Origin of the sequence: Edaphocola aurantiacus, assembly GCF_019797745.1 — a bacterium.
Lineage (GTDB): Bacteria > Bacteroidota > Bacteroidia > Chitinophagales > Chitinophagaceae > Edaphocola > Edaphocola aurantiacus.
The window spans coordinates 184,938-208,401 of record NZ_VOSI01000005.1 but is presented as its reverse complement, the minus strand read 5'-3'; the positions used below and the strand labels follow the sequence as shown (position 1 = coordinate 208,401).

The 23,464-nt window shown below is 43.1% G+C and carries 22 protein-coding genes; 8 read left to right on the top strand and 14 right to left on the bottom strand.

The window, feature by feature from the left end:
* Positions 1-93 precede the first annotated feature (93 nt).
* The 12 genes from FTD44_RS15660 to FTD44_RS15605 all read right to left on the bottom strand — a co-directional run bounded on the left by FTD44_RS15660 (position 94) and on the right by FTD44_RS15605 (position 13,197).
* Positions 94-648 (bottom strand): NADAR family protein, encoded by a 555-nt coding sequence (locus FTD44_RS15660; protein WP_222167316.1) that lies wholly within the window; start codon positions 646-648, stop codon positions 94-96.
* 199 nt (positions 649-847) lie between these two features.
* Entirely contained in the window at positions 848-1,135 is a 288-nt protein-coding gene (locus FTD44_RS15655; protein WP_222167315.1) for a helix-hairpin-helix domain-containing protein, read from the bottom strand.
* Positions 1,136-1,153: 18 nt separating this feature from the next.
* Entirely contained in the window at positions 1,154-1,606 is a 453-nt protein-coding gene (locus tag FTD44_RS15650) for a GNAT family N-acetyltransferase (protein WP_222167314.1), read from the bottom strand.
* A gap of 39 nt (positions 1,607-1,645) precedes the next feature.
* The gene (locus tag FTD44_RS15645) at positions 1,646-2,026 is read right to left on the bottom strand and encodes a gliding motility-associated C-terminal domain-containing protein (RefSeq protein WP_222167313.1); all 381 of its coding nucleotides are present in this window, start codon (positions 2,024-2,026) and stop codon (positions 1,646-1,648) included.
* A 119-nt stretch (positions 2,027-2,145) separates the two neighbouring features.
* Positions 2,146-2,559 carry a hypothetical protein gene (locus FTD44_RS15640; protein WP_222167312.1) on the bottom strand — a complete coding sequence of 138 codons (414 nt, stop codon included), beginning with the start codon at positions 2,557-2,559 and terminating at the stop codon, positions 2,146-2,148.
* 63 nt (positions 2,560-2,622) lie between these two features.
* On the bottom strand, positions 2,623-3,654 hold the full coding sequence (thiL, locus tag FTD44_RS15635; protein WP_222167311.1) for a thiamine-phosphate kinase: 1,032 nt from the start codon (positions 3,652-3,654) through the stop codon (positions 2,623-2,625).
* Positions 3,655-3,670: 16 nt separating this feature from the next.
* On the bottom strand, positions 3,671-4,150 hold the full coding sequence (gene ispF / locus FTD44_RS15630) for a 2-C-methyl-D-erythritol 2,4-cyclodiphosphate synthase (protein ID WP_222167310.1): 480 nt from the start codon (positions 4,148-4,150) through the stop codon (positions 3,671-3,673).
* A gap of 157 nt (positions 4,151-4,307) precedes the next feature.
* Positions 4,308-5,489 carry a type IX secretion system outer membrane channel protein PorV gene (gene porV, locus FTD44_RS15625; RefSeq protein ID WP_222167309.1) on the bottom strand — a complete coding sequence of 394 codons (1,182 nt, stop codon included), beginning with the start codon at positions 5,487-5,489 and terminating at the stop codon, positions 4,308-4,310.
* Between the two features lie 143 nt (positions 5,490-5,632).
* Positions 5,633-9,379, bottom strand: a complete 3,747-nt coding sequence (gene porU / locus FTD44_RS15620; protein ID WP_222167308.1) for a type IX secretion system sortase PorU — start codon at positions 9,377-9,379, stop codon at positions 5,633-5,635.
* Between the two features lie 182 nt (positions 9,380-9,561).
* Complete coding sequence (locus tag FTD44_RS15615; protein WP_222167307.1) at positions 9,562-10,365, bottom strand: DUF4292 domain-containing protein; 804 nt, start codon at positions 10,363-10,365, stop codon at positions 9,562-9,564.
* Positions 10,358-12,193, bottom strand: a complete 1,836-nt coding sequence (locus FTD44_RS15610) for a tetratricopeptide repeat protein (protein ID WP_222167306.1) — start codon at positions 12,191-12,193, stop codon at positions 10,358-10,360. The genes FTD44_RS15615 and FTD44_RS15610 overlap by 8 nt, the downstream gene beginning before the upstream one ends.
* The gene (locus FTD44_RS15605; protein WP_222167305.1) at positions 12,190-13,197 is read right to left on the bottom strand and encodes a sugar phosphate nucleotidyltransferase; all 1,008 of its coding nucleotides are present in this window, start codon (positions 13,195-13,197) and stop codon (positions 12,190-12,192) included. The genes FTD44_RS15610 and FTD44_RS15605 overlap by 4 nt, the downstream gene beginning before the upstream one ends.
* A 95-nt stretch (positions 13,198-13,292) precedes the next feature.
* Between FTD44_RS15605 and FTD44_RS15600 the strand changes: the two genes are divergently transcribed.
* The 7 genes from FTD44_RS15600 to pnuC all read left to right on the top strand — a co-directional run bounded on the left by FTD44_RS15600 (position 13,293) and on the right by pnuC (position 19,231).
* Positions 13,293-14,555: a hypothetical protein gene (locus FTD44_RS15600; protein ID WP_222167304.1), complete on the top strand. Its 1,263-nt coding sequence runs from the start codon at positions 13,293-13,295 to the stop codon at positions 14,553-14,555.
* A 145-nt stretch (positions 14,556-14,700) separates the two neighbouring features.
* The gene (gene paaB / locus FTD44_RS15595) at positions 14,701-14,985 is read left to right on the top strand and encodes a 1,2-phenylacetyl-CoA epoxidase subunit PaaB (protein ID WP_129021987.1); all 285 of its coding nucleotides are present in this window, start codon (positions 14,701-14,703) and stop codon (positions 14,983-14,985) included.
* Between the two features lie 34 nt (positions 14,986-15,019).
* Positions 15,020-15,832 (top strand): 1,2-phenylacetyl-CoA epoxidase subunit PaaC, encoded by an 813-nt coding sequence (gene paaC, locus FTD44_RS15590; protein WP_222167303.1) that lies wholly within the window; start codon positions 15,020-15,022, stop codon positions 15,830-15,832.
* 71 nt (positions 15,833-15,903) lie between these two features.
* Positions 15,904-16,404: a hypothetical protein gene (locus FTD44_RS15585; RefSeq protein ID WP_222167302.1), complete on the top strand. Its 501-nt coding sequence runs from the start codon at positions 15,904-15,906 to the stop codon at positions 16,402-16,404.
* Between the two features lie 256 nt (positions 16,405-16,660).
* Entirely contained in the window at positions 16,661-17,335 is a 675-nt protein-coding gene (locus tag FTD44_RS15580; RefSeq protein ID WP_222167301.1) for a porin family protein, read from the top strand.
* A gap of 488 nt (positions 17,336-17,823) precedes the next feature.
* Positions 17,824-18,486: an outer membrane beta-barrel protein gene (locus FTD44_RS15575; RefSeq protein ID WP_222167300.1), complete on the top strand. Its 663-nt coding sequence runs from the start codon at positions 17,824-17,826 to the stop codon at positions 18,484-18,486.
* Positions 18,487-18,562: 76 nt separating this feature from the next.
* Positions 18,563-19,231, top strand: a complete 669-nt coding sequence (gene pnuC, locus FTD44_RS15570) for a nicotinamide riboside transporter PnuC (protein ID WP_222167299.1) — start codon at positions 18,563-18,565, stop codon at positions 19,229-19,231.
* A gap of 57 nt (positions 19,232-19,288) precedes the next feature.
* Here pnuC and FTD44_RS15565 read toward each other — a convergent pair whose 3' ends face one another.
* Positions 19,289-20,317 (bottom strand): T9SS type A sorting domain-containing protein, encoded by a 1,029-nt coding sequence (locus FTD44_RS15565; RefSeq protein ID WP_222167298.1) that lies wholly within the window; start codon positions 20,315-20,317, stop codon positions 19,289-19,291.
* Positions 20,318-20,978: 661 nt separating this feature from the next.
* Between FTD44_RS15565 and FTD44_RS15560 the strand changes: the two genes are divergently transcribed.
* On the top strand, positions 20,979-21,392 hold the full coding sequence (locus FTD44_RS15560; RefSeq protein WP_222167297.1) for a hypothetical protein: 414 nt from the start codon (positions 20,979-20,981) through the stop codon (positions 21,390-21,392).
* Positions 21,393-21,534: 142 nt separating this feature from the next.
* On the opposite strand, the gene acs is transcribed toward FTD44_RS15560, so the two are convergent.
* Positions 21,535-23,442 carry an acetate--CoA ligase gene (acs, locus tag FTD44_RS15555; RefSeq protein ID WP_222167296.1) on the bottom strand — a complete coding sequence of 636 codons (1,908 nt, stop codon included), beginning with the start codon at positions 23,440-23,442 and terminating at the stop codon, positions 21,535-21,537.
* Positions 23,443-23,464: the final 22 nt, after the last annotated feature.

Here is a 23,464-nt window from a genome sequence, read left to right as displayed (position 1 = left end):
ACCACGCAGCCTTTATTAGTATGTAAAAACACTTTATACACATAGCATTAATTTACAGCACTATTTGTATCCTATCTAAAGTATCCATTTTGCCTATTCAGCATTCAGGATCATATCTCTAACTTCCATCAGAGCAAAGCCAAGTAGATTTAATCCATTCCAACACTTGGGATTTTCTGATTTGTCGCTATCTGCTGCCAGTCCGTTGCCCCAGATTCTGTCGACAGGACTCGCTTCTACTAAAACCCTGTCTTTTGTATTAAGTAAAAAGTCTTTCAAGTCCTTATCCTGTGTGAATTTCTCAAAGTTTCCTTTCACAACCATTTCAAATCGTTTGCTGTTCCAGGTAGTATCATCAAAATTGCGCACTTGCCTGCCCAAAGATTTTGCTTCTGCAGGAGATTTTGCAATAATGATCTTCTCATAAGTTTCTTGGTCGTCAAACAAAAGTGCTTTTTGTGCCATCATCCAATGCTCGGCAGTGTTATATTTTACTTTGTCAACGATAAAAGGTGATGTCCACCATTGACTAAAACAAGATGATGTCAGTTCTCCACTTTTACTTTTCTGGTGTCCCCAGAAAAATAAATATTTTGCTCGCGTTCCTTTTTCAACATTGTCTATTAGCCAGTCCAGATTGTATGTCATCTTATAATTCTTATTAAATACTCGTTTCTTAATTGATGCAAAAATATCTACTTTCTATCTTTAATTGTAAAAACACCGCTACATTTTGTACAGGAGTGATACAAAAAACAATAACGGCTATGCAACCGCACAGCCGTTATCTAACACAAACCACTAATTACCAATTAACTAAACTTGTGTATATAATGAAAATCTGTAATTATTCTTTAAAGTGCAATCCCTCTTGCTCCAGTGCGCCCATAAAGATCGGGATACTGGCTTTACCAATGCCATGCCAGGACAGCACTTCCTTAAGGCAATAAGCCGATAAGGTACTGGCGTTATGTATATTATGGCTTTCCAATGCTCTTCTTGCCGGTGCCGACAAGCGGGATAAAAGCCCCTCTTCCGGCCGGGATAGTTCGGCACATTTAGGGCATACCGGGCAATCGCTGCTTTTCTGAAAGCGATGCCCCATTTCACATGTTTTCCAGATTATCGTAGCCATAATATAGATATTTAGACATTAATATTGGTACAACATTGTGTACAGATCAAATCCGGGAGCCCAGTAGTCTTTTACTATTTCCGACAGCCTGAATCCGTTCTTTTCATAAAAGGGATAAACCAGCTGTGAGGTTCTGACCATAATTGTGTTTACCTGTTCATCAGGTTTTAATACATCCAGGCGATGCTGCAGTAAACGGGAACCTACGCCCTTGCCCTGCCATTCTGGATGAATAATATCCCAGCTGATACGGGCAAGTTGCTCTTCCGGAAAATAATTGATGCCCCCGCAACCGATAAGGGTCTCTGCTTCATTCAGTACAACAAAATACTGTTCTACTTCATGATCAAGGTAATGATCCAGATCTGCTGCCTCTTCCGGTGCAAAATACGCTGGTGTATTTAACCGGATCATATGCATAATACCTGCTTTATCTTCCGGTGTATACTTTCTTATGTTAAAGTCCTGCATGCATCAAAGATACTAAAAGTAGCAAGTGCTGCTGCACGCTTACCGGATAAGGGTAACAGTACCTCTGTAGGTTTCGATAACTCCGTCGCTGTATTTAATACGGATGCCGTAGCCATACACACCTACCGGCTGCTCCTGGTTACGGTAGCGTCCGTCCCAGCCTTCTTCCGGATCAACGGTATTGAACATAACCGTTCCCCAACGATTAAATATCTTAAACTCAATCACTTGTGCACCTTTTACGTTGATCAGTTTGAATACATCATTCTTTCCGTCTCCATTAGGCGTAAAAGCATTAGGAATCAGTATATTTCTCTGGGCTACTATTTCTGTTTGTTTGTTTATTTCTTTTTGTTCCTGTGCAAACATTTCTGTTCCTGCACAAAGTACCGTTATTAGCAGGAGTACCATTCTACGCATAGCTCACAATTTATTACATTCTACTTTAAAAGACGTATAAAAGCTAAAAAGCGTTTGACAAAAAAGGCGTAAACCCTGTAGATTTACGCCTTTTTACAATTTATTAATATATCAAGCTCTTATTTAGCTATTCCAGCCTTCTCAGCACGCAGTGGCGGAGCGGCCTGCAGGTTGCCTTGTCTCAGTTGTGACATACGGTCCGGCTGTACTTTCTGCTCTTTTAATCTTTGCATAGTAGCCTTTTGCTCTGATGTCAGTACCGCATCCAGCTGTGTATTAAACTTTGCAGTCTGCTCTTTGGTACGGATCTGTTGTTTCTGGCTTTCCAGCATGATCTGGTATACCTTTTGTTTCTGATCGGCGCTCAACTGCAGCTCACTGGACATGCGATCTGTCATTTGTTGTGCACGGGCAGCGCTGTTCTGCTGTGCCTGTGCCCTTGTAGTACGTTGCTTTTGCTGCGTATTCTGTGCAATCAGGGTGCCAGTGATCAGGGTACAAACTATTCCGGTCAGTATGAGGATTTTTTTCATCTTTCTTGCGTTTTATAATACATAGATGCTCATTTGCCGCCAAGGTTTAATGCCGCCGCAGAATTATTTATCCTGCTGCCAGCCCTGCGCTACCAGGTCATGGGTATTTCCTTTACGGGTAATCATTTTCTTCCCTTCACCTGCTTCGGTGATATAGCCCACTACACTGATCTTTTCTGTAAAGCGGATTTTATCATACTCCTCCTGGTTTACCGTAAAGAGTAATTCATAATCGTCGCCACCACTCAATGCACAGGCTGTAGGATCTATTTCAAACTTATAAGCTACTTCTCTCATTTCATCATGAAACGGGATTTTGTCTTCATATATCACACAACCAACATTGCTTTGTTTACAGATGTGGAACAGTTCAGAGCTGAGTCCGTCTGTAATATCCATCATTGCGGTTGGGGTAATCTCCTGTGTGGCCAGCCACTCTACAATATCTACCCTTGCCTCTGGTCTCAGCGTTCTGCCGATTACATACTTACGATTATCCAGATCAGGTTGCACTCCAGGGTGCTCCAGGAATATTTTCTTTTCGCGCTCCAGCAGTTGCAGTCCCAGGTAAGCGGCACCCAGATCACCGGTAACACAGATAAGATCACCCTTCTGTGCGCCCGAGCGGGTAATAAACTTGTCCGGTGTTACTTCGCCCACCGCCGTTACACTGATAATCAGTCCTTTGCCTGCGCTGGTCGTATCGCCACCGATCAGGTCTATATTATACACCTCACAAGCGGCATAAATGCCGTTATATAAGTCATCCAATGCCTCTATAGAAAAACGGTTGGATATAGCAATGCTTACGGTTATATGTGTAGGTGTAGCATTCATTCCGCAGATATCGGAAATGGCCGCTACTACAGATTTGTAGCCCAGGTGTTTTAATGGTGTGTACATCAAGTCAAAGTGTACACCTTCTACCAGCAGTTCGGTAGAAATCAGGGTTTGTTTACCAAACTGATCTATTACCGCAGCATCATCACCCACACTCAGTATAGTACTGGCCTGACGGGTTTCGTTATTACGGGTCAGGTGCTCAATGAGGCCAAATTCGCCCAAGGATCCTATTTCGGTACGCTCTTCGTTCATATCCCTACTCTTTTCTTTAATTACTTGATAATAAAATGTTTGCATAGGCTACCACACCTTCTTCACGGCCTACAAAGCCCAGTTGCTCCGTGGTAGTTGCTTTAATGGAAATATCAGCCACATCAATACCGGTAGCACCTGAAATGGCAGCTTTCATCTTATCCAGATGTGGTGCAATCTTCGGTTTTTCCAGGCATACAGTAGCATCAATGTTCACTACGCTATAGCCTTTCTCCTTGATCAGATCATGGCTGCGTTGTAATAATATCTTGCTGTCTATACCTTTATACGACATATCTGTATCCGGAAAATGCTTGCCGATATCGCCCAGGTTGAGGGCGCCCAGCATCGCATCACAGATGGCATGCAACAGTACATCGGCATCGGAATGCCCTACAGGACCTTTGGTATGCTCGATCTGAATGCCACCAAGGGTAAAAGGTAAGCCATCCTCTAATCTGTGAAAATCCACTCCGTTTCCAATTCTGAATTTCATAAAATAATCTGGTATTTTGAGGTATATGATCCGTTTCCGGGTGCCCGATCAGGGACCGTTTACATTGCCGCAAACTTAAGCCTTTTGGCGAACATAATCTAATACAATAGAGAAAGCCGGCGCAAATTGCGCCGGCTTTCAGGATCATTCAGATCAATTAAGATTCTGAACTTTCTTTATCTTTCATGAACTTGTCGTTGAAATTGAACAACAAAGTAAATCTTAATGTATTGCTTAACGGGTTACGTGCAATACCGCTTCCTGATGGAACCAGGTATGATACATCGATACCGAACATGCTGTAACGAACGCCCAGACCCAGTGCAAAGAATTGTCTGTTACCCAGCTTAGGTGCTTCGTAGAAGTAACCAGCCCTTAAAGCGAACTGATCCTGATACCAGTATTCACCACCGATACCTACAGTTGTACCATACATACCCGGAGCTCTCTGGAAAGAGTTCAGGATACCGGAAACTACACTGTATTCATCTCTCGGAGCTACATAAGAGGTATCACCGTTATTGTCGATTACTCTTTTTGCAGCCGGAACCAGTAATTTAGTCAGGTCTACAGAAGCAGTGATCTTGTTGTATTTATCGATTTTGTAGGTATAAGCAGCACCTATTGCCAGTTGTGCCGGCAGATAGTCTCTTACCGCCTGTGTATAGGTTACACGACCACCCACATTGCGCAGTACGGCACCGAAGTTGAACGTTCCGCCGGTCTCTTCGGTGATCATTGTGGTTTTGGTATAGAATACCCCTAAATCAGCCGCAAAAGTGCTTGCAGGAGCATAACCGCCACCATTGGCATTGCTACCCGGTGCAATATTGGAATTGATATAGCGCAGACTTGCACCAACAGACAGGTTATCAGACAGTTTTCTGGAATAACCTAAATCAAAGGCCAGCTCGTATGGTTTACCAATACCCATATCGACATTGTTAGGGTCTCTGTAGTTGATCTCACCCAGGTTGAAATAACGTAAAGATCCGCTAATAGCCTGGTCTTTTTTCTCCCCGAATTTATAAAAACCGGAAGCATAAATGAGGGCTACATCAGGAACGATATCTTTCAGCCACGGAGAGTAAGTAAGGCCAATACCGCCATTATCTTCGCTCATAGCGATTTTACTAACATTATAATGTTGAGAGTTGGCATCCGGAGACAGCGCTACACCTACATCACCCATAGCGCCTGAACGAGCATCAGGAGCGATGGTCAGGAAAGGTACAGCATAGGAAATAGGACCTACTTCACTATATTGCTGTGCCTGCGCATTGTTGATACAAGCTGCACTTAATAGTGCAACGCCTGAAAGAATCAGCTTTTTTGTCATTTATTTATCTTTTTATTTTTAAGTATCCGCGCAAATATAGAACATTTGCGTTTATTTTCTCAATCTGTATATACCCTTAAACGCAGAATTCGCTGCTTAAAGTATTATTAAGCAGCGAATCTTTCAATTATTTCTCACAATATTTATTGCCTGGTCAGGATCAGCTTCTGATGGGCCGATTCAGCACCTTTGGCTGTCTTCATATTCACCTGGTAGAAATAGATTCCATTGGCCAGTTTACTGCCTGCAGAAGTACTGCCATCCCATTGCCAGGTAGTAAAGCTTCCCGTAGGACGTATCTGCTGTGTTTTGGTATAAATTTCCATGCCGGCACTGTTGAAAATGCGCAGACTCAGCTCCATATCTGTATTAGGCTGGTTATGCTGGATCACTATATTGGTCTGATCACTGAACGGATTAGGATAATTGTACACGTCAAATGCTACTGTATCTGAACCTCTGACTTCGAAATTAACCGTACCCTCTCCAGAATTGTTATATACATCCCATGCCCTAACCGTAATGGTGTGTTTTCCTACCGGTATTTTATTCAGCTGGAAATACACTTTACCACGGGTATAATCATTTAATTCTGGTGTGTATAAGGCATTCAGGATAAACGGTGATTCATAATCGCCATCCAGTACTGCAATAAGATCATGACCTACAGAAGAACCGGATACATTGATCCCGTTATCATCTTCCAGCTCAACGTACAGCAGCGGATTGGCACTCACGATATCTCCGTCTCTGAATTTATTATTATCGATATAGGGTCTTACTACTGGTCCCTGATTATCAGCATCAGCAAAAGCGCTGAAGCCTCCCAGCACAAAACTGGTATCTGTTCCGGCAGCATCTTCGTCCGTACTATAAGCATAGTAACTGATCTTACACTTACCGAAATCGTAGTTGATATCTTTCGGGATGATCGCATCGATTGTGAATACGCCATTCACCACCTGTGCACTTCCTTTAAACAGGATATTGTTCTGCGACTTGTATGTTTTCTGCTGAGGAGAAGCCAGTAATGCAGGATTGGTGGCGGTTACGATTTTCATTTTATCAAAAACCGTAACAAAAACCTGGCCGCTGAAGCCGGTTCTTACATTTCCGTTTGCATCTGCGATATTGCCATAGATTTTATATTTACCCAATGCATTTAAGCTATCGGCAGGCACAAAAGCACCTGTATTGGTTTTGACCAGTATACTGTCTGTCTGTACCACATTTTCCGGAAGGGCCGGTTTGATCGCCGGATCGCCCAGTAAAGCGAATTTACGGGAGTTGTCCTGCACAGAAGCGCCTGCACGGTTTTTACCCTCACGGAATGCCTCTCCGAAGGTCAGGTAACGGCCATTGGCATCTTTCTCGAACTGAGCGGACAGGTAACCGATATTCATACGATTATTCTGACCCTCATATACTTCTTGCGTGGTGGTAATAGCAGCAATAGCTCCGCCATTGCTTTTCGTAATCAGGTAAGCACCGGAAGACGGCTCTTCGGGATTATCGAAGCGGCCATAGTCGCAGGTACCTGTCACCATGATAGGCAACTTTGAATCATTATTCCACTGCTCTATATCTCCTTTGTACAGGATCTCTTCCAGGGCCCAGCGTTGCGGGCTGCCATGGCCGATATAGTTCATGAGGAATGTACCGTTAATGATCTGATTATTAATATCTCTGGTAACGGTCGGAAATTTGGTACCGCTTGGTGTGGCTATACGCGGAGCAGCATCTGTATACAGTTTGCTCTGGTTCATGCCATAATCAGCCCCCGCAATAGCATCGCTGATCGATTCCGAGCTGGTCAGGAAATAGAAGCCCGGCTCATAATCGTCGGTCACCAGGGTGAGGTTATTTTTCCACTCACCAAAAGCCTGTGAGCTGGTATATCTTTTGATCTTTTGCACCACAGCCTGTGCTTCTGCCAGAGTAGCTGCCGGAATACGGCCCAGCCCTATGTCAATATAATCGCCCTGGTTGCCATTGCTGTTTACATCTTCACCATCATCCAGTAAAGTATAATACTCGTCTGTTGCAAAGGCAAGGGTTTTGTTCTGGCTGTTCAGGGTCTGGTAGGTTGGCACCAGATTGGTATTGTTACTGATCCGGTCTTTATAATCAAAAGAGGCCATACCGAATAACAGTACATTTTTGATCAGGTCTGAACCTGTACCTCTGTCGTAGAACATGCGGATAAAGTTGCGTAAACCCGCGATATCCTGTCCGCCCGAAGAGAATTCATTGTATATTTTATCAATCGTAACGACTTCAACCCTTGTATTGTACTTGGTGCGGTGCATTTGTGCCAGTTCATCTGCCGCAGGCTTCAGTGTATTATTGGTAATAATCAGGTAGTCGACCTGTGCCATTGCATGCAGATCCTGGTTTTCTACCGTGCCTATTTTCTCCGGAGCGAGGTAAGTGCTGCCATCAAAAGCAATATACTCTTTCAGTGCACCGCCATTATCCGAAAAGGAGAAGGTACTGCCGGAAAGGTTACCACTCACTGTTTTAGGGGCCAGCATATCACTCACATCCCATACCCTTGATGCACTGTTCATATTACCCAGGTTATAGGCAACAGCATCACTGATATAGCGTTGTGCTATAGCGCGGAAATTCATCTGCCCGTTCTGCAGCGACAAAGGTCTTTTATAATTCAGCCGGATATAATCCAGGTATGCCCGGTTAGACTGAGAGGAGGAGAAATTAACCCTGAAATTAAGGCCGGACTGATTGGTTGTGAATATACCACTACGGCTATCTGCAGCGAATGCCACGCTGGCAGAGCCTGAAGACAGAAAATTAATAGAGGTCAGCGCAGTACTGCCGTTGAACAGGGATACTGTTCCTGAACCCACATCGACCTTGCCCGCAGCGCGGAAAGTATAGCGTACCGTATCGGATACAGAACCCAGGTTTATAGATACATACTGGTTCAGACTGGATGAATTATTACTGTTCATCATGTTGCTGTACCATTCTTTACCCATCTGGCCAATGTTTACAGAGTCTTTTTCATAAACACGGTAATCATTAAAAGTGTTGAAAGTCTCCGCTACCGGTGCGCCTGGTGCACCCAGTGCCTGAATGCGTTTGCCCGGTCCCAGGTCTACATTCAGGAAATAGTAGCTCTTATTTTCATAATAGTTCTGTGTATGTACAAATTGCTGATCGGCTACACTGAATTGCCATGACTGCGGTCCATTGGCATAGAACAATACATAATCGTTCGGGCCAAAGGTGCTGCCACTGCTGTGTACTTCAATTGCATTTTCAACCAGATCGTCCGGAGCACCGTCTGTTACGGCTTCCGGTATAACGGTACCGCCATTACCATACAAGCGGATATTATTGGGATTAACTGTAGCCGGATTGATACCCAGGCTTTGCAGGAAAGCATAATCTATCTTAAACACCCCTCTTTGACCCGCCGCAATTTTATACCAGTTACCACTAGCCAGTACCGAATGTCCGGCATAGGTTCTTCCCAGTACCTGCGGAGCGGTCTCTTCGTCTATTACCACATCAAAACCTGTGATTTTATAAATCACCTGATTTTCCCGGTAAAACATGGGCATATTGATGGTGGCAATGGCCTGTTTGCGCTCTTTACCAAAAAAGATACGCGGAGCCGGCTTGCCATTGGCAATCTCTATGCCAGAAGGTACTTCCATCTGCAGTGCAACTGCCTGGATATTCTTTATTTCAATAACCGGGGTGTCATACGCATTATTTAAGGGAAAACGGTTAACGTATATCCCCTGATCGTTAATCTCGTAAGATTTGAACTGTTGTACCGGAATCGTACGCTTTACTCCGGCCATTGCAGCGCTTGAACAAATCAGGGATACGGCAACCAAAAGTTGAGGTATTTTCATGATCTCGCGTTTATATATATACTGCTATAACGAATGTTACAGAGATAAAATTTTACAATAAATGATAATCTTCAAAAATACTAAATATAAAGCTAAAAAAATGTCAACGAACCGCTTAAAAGCAAAAGGTGAGCGAAATCGCTCACCTTTTATATCGTCAGATAATTATCTTCAGTATAGTACTATAAATCCTTCATTTTATAATTAGAAGGGATAGAGAATTGAATATCAAGTGCTCCGTCCAGGTCATATTTACTGAAATCCATTTCCAGCAAAGTTGTTTTGTTCTTAGCCAGGTCTTCAATGTTGATGACACGGCTTTTGGCAAATGCCTGTCCGTTTACCGCTACATAATCACTGTACTTAACCGTACACCTGAATTGTTTCTTTTCCGATGCAATTAATTGCTCTGTAAGTGTTTGTGTGTTCTTATCGTAAGTAAGCGTTTGTACAAAACCATCTTTTTCCGTGATGATCTTTACCTCGCTGCCGTTTTGCTTAATCTCCTTGATCTTCAGATCCTGCATTACCGGATTGCCAATCAGCAGGTTCTCCAGCATCGGAAACTCGATCGGTGCATTCAGTTTTTTAAGCCCTTCTTCGAAAGACATGTCATATGCACTACGGCCCAGGCGCTCAATGGCCTGCATTCTGTCCGGAGTGATCTGTGCACGGGCAATCTCCTGGATACCCAGTGCAATTACCGAAAGCCATACTTTCTTGCCCTTCTCCATTTTGATATTAGCCGCAAAGTTCTGATCCTTGTCGTTGCCTACATAATGCATCTGTGCCTTACCGGAAAAGGTATTGTATACAAAGCCATGCTCATATAATTTACCCAGATCCTCTTTTTTCACTTCAGGCACAACCACAACCGGCTCATCATTCTTGGGCACTTTCTTAGTGGTCTTACAGGAGCTGTTCCATACCATTGAGGAGATCAGTATACCAGTAAGTGTCGCATATTTTAACAGGTGTCTACTCATACAATTTTTTATCTTTTATTTTCTTCTTCAACAAAGCCGATCCCTGCCCTGCCTCATCAATAGCTTTCCAGATCTTGAGGGCATTATCTACATGTCCCAGCTGGAATTCTATATCTGCATAATGCTCCAGCACTACAGCTGTAACATCATTACCGGCGTTGGTTATGGCTTTTTCAATATAAACCTTTGCCTCCTCATAGCGTTTCATTTTGTACAAAATCCAGCCATAGGTATCCAGGTAATTGGGCTCATCATATTGCTGCTCCAGTGTTTTTTTGGATAAATTCAGCGCATACTCAAGCCGCTCCCCTCTTTCTGACAGATAATATGCATAATTGTTTAATGCCATAATATTATCAGGAGCCTTTTTTAACAAATCTTCAAATACAGAGTCTGATTTCAGATACTGTTTCAGCTCATTATAATACTCTGCAATGCTGTTGTAAAATATAATCTCTCTTTCTGTAGCCTTTTGTTTTTGTGACAGATCCAGTCCTTTAAAGGCATATTTCAGCGCCGTGTCGATTTTATCCTTTCCACGGTAGATGAACATTTTATTCATTGGTATGTCTATAGAATCCGGGAAACCAACTTCCATCCTATCCAGAAATTTTAATGTAGCATCCTGATCATTAGTATAATACAGGTAATAACTCAAGACTGGGGTCCATAAAGCATAATTATGCGGACGATCCTTGATCAATGCTTCGGACTGCTGTAAGCCCAAGGCTCCTTTGCGGCTGAAGAGGTTCAGAGAAGCCAGTAAGCGTTTAGCGGTAAAGCTGTTGGGCTTCTGTACCGTAATCTTCTCGGTAAGCTCTGCCATAAAGGTCAGTACGGCAGTATCTTTAGGATTATTGCTGATATAGGAGCCGATCTGGGAAAGAATAGACAAGTCTTTTTCCTGGTTCTTCTCTGCTGCATCGATATATTCATTCAGCGATTCAGTCACCATTTCCATATTACGCTTTTTCAGGTAATACCCAAACGTGTAGGAGGTGATATCATCATTATAGGGAAAACGATCCTGCAACAGTTTTATCGTAGCCAGTGACTGCTCTGTATTGCCCTGGATTTCATAAATTTCATTCAGTTGAATCAGGTATTCCGGGCTTAAAGGATAAGCATCTGCCAATTGCTGTGTCACTTTAATTGCATTAGGCAAGTCCTTGCTTGTCATATAGATATTCTGCTTTTCCATCAGAATATCTTCATCATCCGGCGGCCTGGTCAGCTGTAGCGTATCCAGGACTTTCAGTGCTGCGGCATAGTTCTTGCTGCGGCTGTACATTTTAGCGGCAGCGATATAATACTGCGCACGGTCAACAGGATTTTTGGCGGCGAGATCGCTGAATATCTGTGCAGATTTATCATAAGACTCATCAAAAGCCAGGATATTGGCGTAGAAAGCCTGTATCCATTTATTGTCCGGTGCCAGGCTTGCGGCCTTTCCGGCATCGGTCAGTGTTGGTTTCAGAAAATTGGCTCTGCCCTTCAGGCTGGCCAGGTAATAATATGCAGCTGCATTCGTACTGTCCAGCTTATTATAATAATTCAGTGTTACGAAGGCCGTGTCAAATTTGCCCTGTACATAGTTACGAATGGCATTAAAATACACCCTATCATTGTTCTGCAATGTATAACCTTCGATGACCTTTCCTTTGGTCTCCGGTTGATTCAGGGCAGTAGCTACGCTCTCCAGGGAACTGGCCCCGGAGCGTCTGGCAGCAACAGTGGATGTCTGCTTCACTGTTTTACAGGAAGACAGTATCAGCACACATCCGATGATAGTCGTTATACCCCACAAGGGGGAGTTGTTTTTTATCATAGTAAGACAGAATAATCTCCCAGGCTCAATTCCTTCGGAGATTCTTTATATTGAATATGCTTACCCAGCATAGAGTTGGTCAGATTTACCTGATGCAGGTAAGTTCCTTCCTGGATTATGCTGTTGCTTACAACCGATTGCTCGATCGTGGTATTCCGCTCAACCGATACATGCGGTCCGATAACAGAATCTTTCAGGACTACACCCTCGCCAATAAAGCATGGAGCAATAATCACTGTATTTTCAATAGTTGCTGTTTCAGAGATCAGGTGTTCTTTTTCTTTTTTGATCTCCAGTATACGCTGATTGGTATATACTGTAGCATTTTTATTACCGCAGTCCAGCCACTCTTCTACTTCATCACAATAGAACTTCACATTCTTTTGCTTCATATGCTCCATCGCATCAGTCAGCTGGTATTCTCCTTTGGTAGCAATATTATTATCCAGCAGGTATTGCAGCTCACTCTTCAGGTTTTCACCATCTTTGAAATAGTAAACGCCGATAATAGCCAGATCAGATACAAATATTTCTGGTTTTTCTACAAATTCCAGGATACGGCCATCCTCATCCAGTTTCACAACACCGAATGCAGAAGGATCTGCCACTCTTTGTGTCCAGATAATAGCATCTTTATTAGTATCGATGGTGAAGGTTGCTTTAAACAGTGTATCCGCAAAGGCGATAAATACATTACCTTGCAGGAATTCTTTGGCACACAGGATCGCATGAGCAGTACCCAATGCTTCTTCCTGGTAACAGATATGTCCCTGAGCCCCCAGATCTGCAGCCACTTTCAACAACATAGCTTCTGTGGTTTTACCAAATGAAGGGCCTATAATAAATGCAATATGTTCAACTTTTGTATTAGCAGTACTAACAATATCTTCCACTAATCTCTGTACAACAGGTTTGCCGGCTACAGGTAATAATGGTTTGGCAGTAGTCAGTGTATGGGGGCGCATTCTTTTGCCCATACCAGCCATAGGTATAATGATGTTCATCGGAGGTAAATATAATGGATTAATTTGAGCAAATATAGGTGTTTCACTGAATTGAGCACTTACAATAGTGCAATAATTTTCTTAATTTGCAGCAAATGAAAAAGACCTGTTACCTGCTACTCTGGATACTCTGCCTGACCACCGGCAGCCGGGCTGCAACTTTATATATACCCATGAATGCCGATGATCAGAATAACCACCTGAAGGCATACGGCATTGCTTTTATAGCGCTGAAGAGCGGAATGACGGTAGACTGGCTGATCAATTATGATGGCGGAGCATTTGCTATGCAGCAGAATGCAGAAGTAGAGCGGCTCTGCCGCCTGCGCGGGGTCGATTATAATATTATGTCTGATGCGCAGTACTCCGGTGTAGTGAGCAAAATTGCAGACCCGAATTACAATGGCGACATCATTAAACTGGAGAAGCCTCCGCGTATTGCGGTATATACCCCACCGTCTAAACTACCCTGGGATGATGCGGTAACCATGGCCCTTACCTATGCAGAAATACCCTACGATAAAGTGTATGACGATGAGTTGCTGAGCGGCAAGCTGGCCGAGTATGACTGGCTGCATCTGCACCATGAAGACTTTACCGGACAATTCGGGAAGTTCTGGGGTGCTTATCGTATGGCCAACTGGTATATTGAGGATGTAAAAACGCAAGAAGCATCTGCACATAAACATGGTTTCAAAAAGGTATCGCAGTTAAAACTGGCGGTGGCACAGAAGATCCGTGATTTTGTAGCCGGTGGCGGTTACCTATTCGCCATGTGTTCTGCTACGGACAGTTATGATATTGCACTTGCTGCAGATGGTACAGATATATGTGAAGTGCCCTTTGATGGCGACGGTATGGACCCTAATGCACAGAGCAAATTACAGTTTGATAACTGTTTTGCCTTTAAAGATTTTGTCCTGGTGCGCAATCCATATGAGTATGAATACTCCAGTATAGATAATACGACCACCCGCAGATCAACACCGGACAATGACTACTTTACCCTCTTTACCTTTTCGGCAAAGTTTGATCCTGTACCCAGTATGCTGACACAGAATCATACCACTACCATTAAAGGGTTTATGGGACAGACCACCTCGTTCCGTAAGGATAATATTAAAAGCAATATCGTAATCATGGGTGAGACCAAAGCCGAAAACGAAGCCCGTTACATACACGGCGAGTATGGCAAAGGCACCTTTACTTTTTACGGGGGCCACGATCCGGAAGATTATCAGCATGCTATTGGCGACCCGCCGACAGACCTGTCCCTGCATCCTAAATCGCCGGGCTATAGACTTATCTTGAATAATGTCCTATTCCCTGCTGCTAAAAAGAAGCACCGGAAGACTTAAGCCTGAAAGGATTCAAAAGCAAACATTCAGAAACCAAAACGGATCTCTTCAGATCCGGCATCTGATAATCAGCAAGCTGCCCAAAGAAAAAAGTAAAAAAATTGTCACAAAATGCGTAATTTTACGCTCTAAAATTTAAAACATTATGAGTCAGGAATGGCCTTTATGGGAAGTATTTATCCGTAGCAAAACCGGTTTGGATCATAAACATGTAGGTAGCCTGCATGCAGCTGATGCAGCTATGGCTATGGAAAATGCCAGAGACGTATATACCAGAAGAATGGAAGGAGTAAGTATCTGGGTAGTAGAGAGCAAACATATTCATGCCTCTAACCCGGACGAAGCGGATTCTATGTATGATCCGGCTAATGATAAAGTATACCGTCACCCTACTTTTTATGTACTGCCGAAAGAGGTTGAGTACATGTAATCTTTAATGCCTTTGTTTAAAGGAAAATCTAATTATGTCCGTTAATAAACTAAACTATATTTTGCAACTGGCCGATAACGCTTTGATTATCGGACATCGCATCAGTGAATGGTGTGGCCACGGCCCTATCCTGGAGCAGGACATTGCCATTACCAATACGGCACTGGATCACCTGGGTCAGGCACGCAGCCTGTTTCAGTATGCAGCCAGCCTGTATAATGAATTGCCTGCAGAAGAGCGTGCTGCCATTGCACCTAACCTGAATATTGCTGCGGATCAAATCGCAGATGAAGATACATTCCCTTACCACAGAGATGCCTGGGATTTCAGAAACGTACAGTTGCTGGAGCAGGATAATAAAGACTGGGCCTACACTGTAGCCCGTTCATTCTTCTACGATCAGTTTACCGTATTGCACTACACTGCTTTAAGAAGCAGTACTGATGCTAGCGTTGCGGCAATCGCAGAAAAATCACTGAAAGAGGCTAAGTACCACCTGAAGTGGAGCAGCGAATGGGTAATACGCCTGGGCGATGGCACTGAAGAAAGCCATGCACGTATGCAGGAAGCGATCAATGAACTGTGGGCCTATAGCGGCGAACTGTTTATGGCTTCTGAGGCAGATACTGCCATGCTCGCAGAGGGCGTTGCAACTGCATTGGATAAAATCAAAACAGACTGGTTTACTAACGTTTATGCGATCTTAAGTGAAGCAACACTGGCTATGCCCGATGCTAATGCATGGATGCATTCCGGTGGTAAAACCGGTACCCACACTGAACATATGGGATTCATTCTTACCGAATTACAGTATGTACAGCGTGCTTACCCGAATATGACCTGGTAATCCGTAAATACAATATTGCTTAAAGGTGCGGCGTTATGAAAATATGCCGCACCTTTTTTATATACTTGCTAATGATGAATAAATATTTTACCCTTTCCTTCAATACACTTATCCTCAGTGGCTTGCTGCTGCTGGGCAGCCTTTACTCCTGCAATAAACCTAAAGACAATACAGGACAGCCTGGTTCATCTGAAAATGTATTTATAGCGCAGGTCAATAAAACGGTATTCCTCCCGGACAAAATAACGGTAGACTATATTGGCAGTACCTACTACATATTTGCAGAGCAGAAAGATATCAAAACAAAGAACAGCTCTAAGCTAATTATCCAGGTCCAGGACAATGTAACAGATGATACGAAATATACAATGGAGTATTTTTTCCGTCTGGACTATGAAGTAATGGAAGGTAACTTACTGAGCCGCTACAATACCCGCGCGGGAAACATTCATATTATTAAAAATACAGCAACAGAACTGGAAGCCTACTTTTCCGGAGATGTGGCCTTTTACTCCGTTGATCCTTCAACAGAAATTCGCAGCGGGTATTTTAAAGTAAGGAAGCAACCATAATACTCGCCGGGAGCGTGAATAATATTTCCCCAAAAGGTGACGTTAAGTAAAAGGATGCTTTCTCTTTTTTCACCTTACCCAGACTATTATGAATAAGCTTCGCTACACAACCCTATTGTGCCTGCTCCCATACAGGAGCAGCAGCTTAAGCTACAGATTGGTATACTCTATATATTGAATAATTATATCTCAACATTGTAAAAAATAAGAATAAAATCTATCTTTATATACTTATATTTAATCCCCATATTATACAATGAAAAAATCTTTATTCTTCCTGATGCTGGCTATACCTGCTGCCGGCTTTGCACAAAACAGCAAATGGTCTCTGGGTCTGAATTACAGTCAGGGTGTAAGCACTGTGACTAATCAGCCCCAGGCCAAAATGGACCTGTCTTCTATGGCTATTGCCGGACAAATCTTTTACCGCATAAATCAGCATGTAGAGTTGAGTACCGGTGTGCAATACTCTGCTGAAGGATTTCGTTCGGTATATGATAATGGCCAGACCCCGGAAAGGCTATATTTCTCCATTACTGAACGATCAAGATTTATACGTATCCCTGTTCAGTTCAGGTATACTTTTATGCCAGAACAGCAAAGAGTACGTCCATATGTGGTTACCGGAGTATCTGCGGGTTTTCGCTGTAGCGGAGCCAACGATAGCAGATATTTCGCCTACAATGATTACAGTCGTGACTTTTTAGCCAAGGTGGATATGGTCATGACCGTTAGCCGGAAGTTTGACTTCGGTGTATATGGTGGTGCGGGTGCAAAAGTCCGCCTGGGCAACCGCTTATCCCTTACCGCTGAAGCAGGATTTTACCACGGCCTGATTGATGCAGTACAATATGATCAGGAATACAACAATCCCCAAAAATCATATCATCAGCACCTTAGAGGACAGGTAGGATTACAGTTCGGTCTGTAACTTTATTGCAAATAATATATACTGAGTCTCCGCTTAAAGGAAACAAAGTTTAGCGTTATAATTTAAGTAGCCTATATATCTATTGCTACCTTTTGCCTTGATGCAAAAGGTAGCGCCAAAAAATCAAGGCTGTATAAATCCCTGGCTAAAAATCAATGTGTCGGTCGGTCGCAAACCAGAACGCTACGCTCAGACGATCAATGCACACAACGGTACAAAATGGCGGTGCCCCGCAATCGCCTTGATGAAAACAAAGGCATTTTTGGTCCTTTTGTTGCCGGACAAAAGGACGAATAAAATAGTTTACTGTATGCGGATAGTCAGTTAATATATTTTCAAAAGGCTAGAGTGTCCGGGAGGGCCACTCTAGCCTTTTGAGTTTCATCCCGATATAGCGCGAAGGACAACAGGCAGGGTAATTTATAATATTTCACTTACGGGTGACGTTGTTATAGTAACATCACGGTCTTTCATTAAAATAAGATTCCATGAAAAAACTCATACCCTTCCTGCTGCTTGGCTCTCCTTTTATCAGTTCTGCGCAGAAGCACCAATGGACAGTAGGCCTGCAGGCCCAGACCGGTTTTACTACAGTAAACAACTTTTATACCAAGAACGATCATTTCCTGGCCTATGGACTTGGCGTACAGGCACTATGTTCAATCAATCAGCATTGGCAATGGGGTGCAGCCATACAATATTCCTTCGACCCTCATAGCGGTCTTGTTGATTTCCGGGACAATCGCGATGCTCCGTTTTATTATCACTTTACAGTCAAACCTCATTTTCTGCGGGTACCGGTACAAATACGGCATAATTGGGGTAAAGTATCACAAAAATTAAGGCCCTATGCCTACATGGCCATCATACCAGGTTACCACACCGATAAAAAAGGAGCCAGGGTAACGTATAACAGCATGGATGCTTATGGAGAACAATGGGTCCGCAAGACCAATCCTTACAACCGAATGGAAATATCTATCGCAGCGGGAACCGGAGTAAGCTTACAGCTCAGCAGTAAGCTGCACCTCAACACTGAAATATACTTTGCACAAGGCATGAATAATATCGGGGACTTCTCTTATGGCCAACCTTTCCCCAACTACCAGCAACAGCTTAAACTACAAGCAGGCATTTTTTATGATTTATAATAGTACAGGGACCTTGTACAATATGGACTGCAGACAAACCTGTAATTGATACAGATGTGCTACATTTGTACCCTTTATGGACCTCATACAGTACTTAATAGCCCCTTACAAAGAGTATAGCACACAGTTTATCATACTGGAGTCTGTCGCTGTAATATTCGGTGTATGGAGTGTTTTGCTTTCGATACGAAAACACATATGGGTATATCCTACCGGCATTATCAGCACTGTATTATATGTATACATCCTGTTTAAGGCCGGGCTGATCGGAGATACGCTCATTAATTTTTACTATACTGTAATGAGCATTTACGGCTGGATCGCCTGGTACCGGATTAAGGTAGATGCCGTGCATGTGCGGGTGACCAAAGCCACTAAAAAAGACTGGGCCTGGGGCGGCCTTCTGTTCCTCCTCAGTATTATAGGGGTAAGCATTATCTATTACTACAAACCATTGCTTAATGATAGCAACCTGCAGGTAAAAGACCTGAACTGGAACCACCTGGACTGGGCTAATTACCTGGACATCATCACTACTTCCATCTTTCTGGTGGGCATGTGGTTTATGGCCCGGCAGAAGGTTGAAAACTGGTTGTTCTGGATCATCGGTGATGCGATCTGTATACCCATGATGATCTATAAATCACTGGGGCTAACGGCCTTGCAATATCTTATCTTCACCATACTCGCCATTGACGGTTACCTGAAATGGAAACGCAGCGCTGCTGCACAGATCAATACATAAAAATAGCCGGTGCTGTGCACCGGCTATTTTTATGTATTGAAATATTGAGGAATCAGATTATTTGCTGACAACCAGGGCTTCATTTGTATAAACGCCTTCGCCTTTAACGCTGATATTATAACAACCCGCAGCAAATTGCTGTACCGGTATTTTAATATTAGTCGTGCCTGCTGCCAATGCCTGCTCCGATTGCTGATATACTACCCGGCCACTCAGGTCCGTCACGGTTACCGCAACTTTGCGTGCATTTTTCAGAGAGAGGGACAATGTTGCTTCAGCAGTTGCAGGGTTAGGATAAACCGATGCTGCGGCCAGTTGCTCATTGTCACGAAGGCCCGTAGTATTATTCGTAGCCTGTATTACATTTACAAATCTATACTTTGTCCCATCCTTTTTATAGATGGCTACTAATACAGAAATATTATCTGCATTCCAGCCTGCACCCATAGTCATAGAGAAATCCTGGCTGTATTCAGTATTGGCAGCGATTGCCCCATTATACAGCAACATGCCCCATGGCGATTTATTGGCCATCATACTACCTCTTAACAGGTAGTGATGCTCCGGAGTACCGGACTGGCCATTCTGTGCAGCCAGCACCTTATTTTCTACTACCAGTGCAGAAACATAATATTCGCCGGAAGTTCCAGTCCAGAATTTCGTTTTAGAAGTAACGTTAATGGTTGTGCCACTAATAGTAAAGTATGCCGCAGGGCTGGCAACAGGTGTTGTCGCTGCAAAAGTGTTATAGGCACCACTCACCTCGCTCAGGTAGCTTCCTCCATCTTCATCATTTACGATAAAGGTCGGATAACCCCCTACAGGAAAATTGGACTCAAATGGGCCGTAACAGTTCGCATTCATAGAGGAGGGTGTACTACTCCCCATAACGCCAACATAATATCCTTTATCACCGATGTCTGCAATGACCTGGTTGGCCAGATTCCAGCCCCAGCCCCCGCAGGGTCCGCACCAGGTTTCGGTAAACTTGCATACTAAAGAGCGTGATTTCATTTCTGGTGTTTGTGCCTGTACCATCGTTAATCCGGTAAAGCTGCACAGCAGTGTAAAAATTGTTTTTTTCATATTTATTTTTTGGATTTTTGTTTCCTAAATATAATCAGCCGAAATGATGAATCAAAGGTTTTATATAAATTATTTTAAAATAATATTAAATTATAATTATACAATTGTTATATATCATAATAATTCAATAGCTATATAACATAAGCAGACATAAGCATTGCTATATATCAGCTGCAACAAGTAATTACCATCCAGAACCGCTTTCCCACCCTTAACCCAATATACAATCATCACCTTTAAACTAGCATACGCGAACCAATTACAGAATATGTCTTTATTAACAATAATTACTGTTGCAACAGTAATTAGATAATTTTATATTAATTAATTGCATATGCATCGAGCAATCAAATATTCTTTTTTATTGGGCAGGTAAGCTATTATTGTTGCCTAACTAAAATTTAAACACAATGAAAAGCTATTTTAAAACACTAATAACTCCTAAGTTTTTTGCTGGCGTATTACCTTGTCTTCATTGTTGTTCATTATTCATGTAACCACGAAAAAGGAGATTTATTTCCCTTCAAGAAAGTAAATGATACATGCCAGAATTGTATAACTGAAGAAGGAGCATTATTGAATGTGACATTATTTGACCAACCTTACGATTTTATTAATTATCCGCAATTGATGTAAAGAGTTACATTAAAAACAACTAATTATGAGATATTCTATCGCTTTGTTTATGCTATTATGTTTATGTAGTTGTCAGTCATTCAGCAAAAGTAAACTTGCGGGTGCGTATGATGCTTATCAATATAAGTATATTGAGTATAATAGAGCACTTATAACGGAGAAATTATATTTAAATACGGATTCCACTTTTCGTTCCACCTTTTGCAATGGTTGCTGGAAAGGCACCTGGTCAGTAGCAGGTGACAGCATTTTACTGTATCATAAAACATTTACTTATTTTGACAGCAAGGGTAAAGATTCCGTATCAGTAAAGGAACCTTCTAGTATTCCCAAAAAACTGGGCATCACCCGTAAAGGTCATTTACACAAAGCTGTTGTTTTTAAAAGCAATGAAAAAAGGCGGACAGCTAATTTATGTTACCGAAAAAAGGAACACTGATACATACAAAAGAGCGGAACCTGAGGTTCCGCTCTTTTGTATTTTATTGCTCTGACTTTGGCTGATCCTCAATTAATCATTACCCTTCGAGAACCTCAGGGCAAGAAACCGTCGGCTCCTGAAAGCAGAGACTCTCAACTGATTACAGCTTCTCATTCTTAATCTCCTCCACTATTTCAGGGTTCAGTAAGGTAGAGATATCTCCGAAATTACTGAAATCACCTTCGGCAATTTTGCGCAGGATACGACGCATGATCTTACCGGAACGGGTCTTAGGCAGACCGGATACAAACTGTATTTTATCCAGTTTAGCTATAGGCCCTATCTGTTCTGAAATCAGCTGGTTGATCTCTTTGCGGAGGTTATCGCGATCGCGTCCCTCACCACTTTCTTTCAGGATCACAAAGCCATACAGTGCATTACCTTTAATATCGTGCGGATAGCCTACAATAGCGCTTTCTGCTACTGCCGGATGCTCATTAATGCTGTCTTCGATCGGTGCCGTACCCAGGTTATGACCCGATACAATGATCACATCATCTACCCTGCCGGTAATGCGGTAATACCCTACCTCATCACGTAAGGCACCATCACCGGTAAAGTATTTGCCCGGAAAGGCTGTAAAATAAGTTTCTTTATAACGCTGATGATCGCCCCATATTGTACGGGCTATACCCGGCCATGGAAAACGGATACAAAGATTGCCCGTTACCTGGTTACCCGTGATCTCATTACGTTTATCATCCATCAGTACCGGTTGCACACCAGGCAGCGGCAATGTGGCATAGGTTGGCTTGGTTGGGGTAATATAGGGTAAAGGAGAAATAAGGATACCACCGGTTTCGGTCTGCCACCAGGTATCTACAATCGGACTGGTCTTTCTGCCCACATGATCATTATACCAGTGCCATGCTTCGTCATTGATCGGCTCACCTACTGATCCGATAACTTTCAGTGAAGACAGGTCATGCTTCTCTACCCATTCCGTGCTTTCCTTAGCCAGGGCGCGGATAGCGGTCGGTGCAGTATAGAACTGTGTTACTTTATGCTTTTCAATCACCTCCCAGAAGCGGTCCGGCTGCGGATAAGAAGGTACCCCTTCAAAGATAACAGTCGTGGCTCCATTCAGCAGAGGTCCGTATACGATATAGGAGTGACCGGTGATCCAGCCGATATCTGCCGTACACCAGTAGATGTCATTTTCTTTATAGTTAAATACATTCTTGAACGTATATGCGGTATACACCATATAACCCGCACAGCTGTGCATCATACCCTTAGGCTTACCGGTAGAGCCGGAGGTATACAGGATAAACAGCGGATCTTCAGAATCCATAATCTCGGGTATATTATCTACCGGTGCCGCATCCAGCAAGGGAGCGATCCATTCATCACGGCCTTCCTGCATCGTTACCGCAGAACCGGTGCGTTTTACCACCAGCACTTTACCTATCGAAGGACAGGTTTTTAATGCCTCATCTACGATCCCTTTTAAGTCTATCTTTTTATCTCCGCGGTAACTGCCATCTGAAGTGATGACCAGTTTACAATCGCAATCGGTAATGCGCGCAGCCACGGCAGATGCAGAGAAACCTGCAAACACCACGGTATGTATGGCACCGATGCGGGCACAAGCCAGCATAGCCACTGCCAGTTCCGGAATCATAGGCAGGTAAATACAGACACGATCGCCTTTGCCTATCCCCTGGGCACGCAGTACATTAGCCATTTTACCTACACGGTCGTACAAGTCCTGGTACGTGATATATTGTGTGGCCTCTTCAGGATTATTCGGTTCAAAGATGATGGCATGTTTACTACCGCGACTGCTCAGGTGCCGGTCTATGCAGTTCTTCGTAATATTCAGCTTGGCATTCAGGAACCATTCTATCTTTGCTTCACTCATATCATGCTTCAGTACCTTCTCCCAGCGCTGGTACCAGACAAAGTTTTCATCCGCAATCTTATCCCAGAATTTCTTCGGATTCTTGATTGACTTCTTGTACTGTTTGAAATAGTCCGGCAAGCTCTCGATTACATAATTTTTCATCTTTACTTATTTATTTTAATGT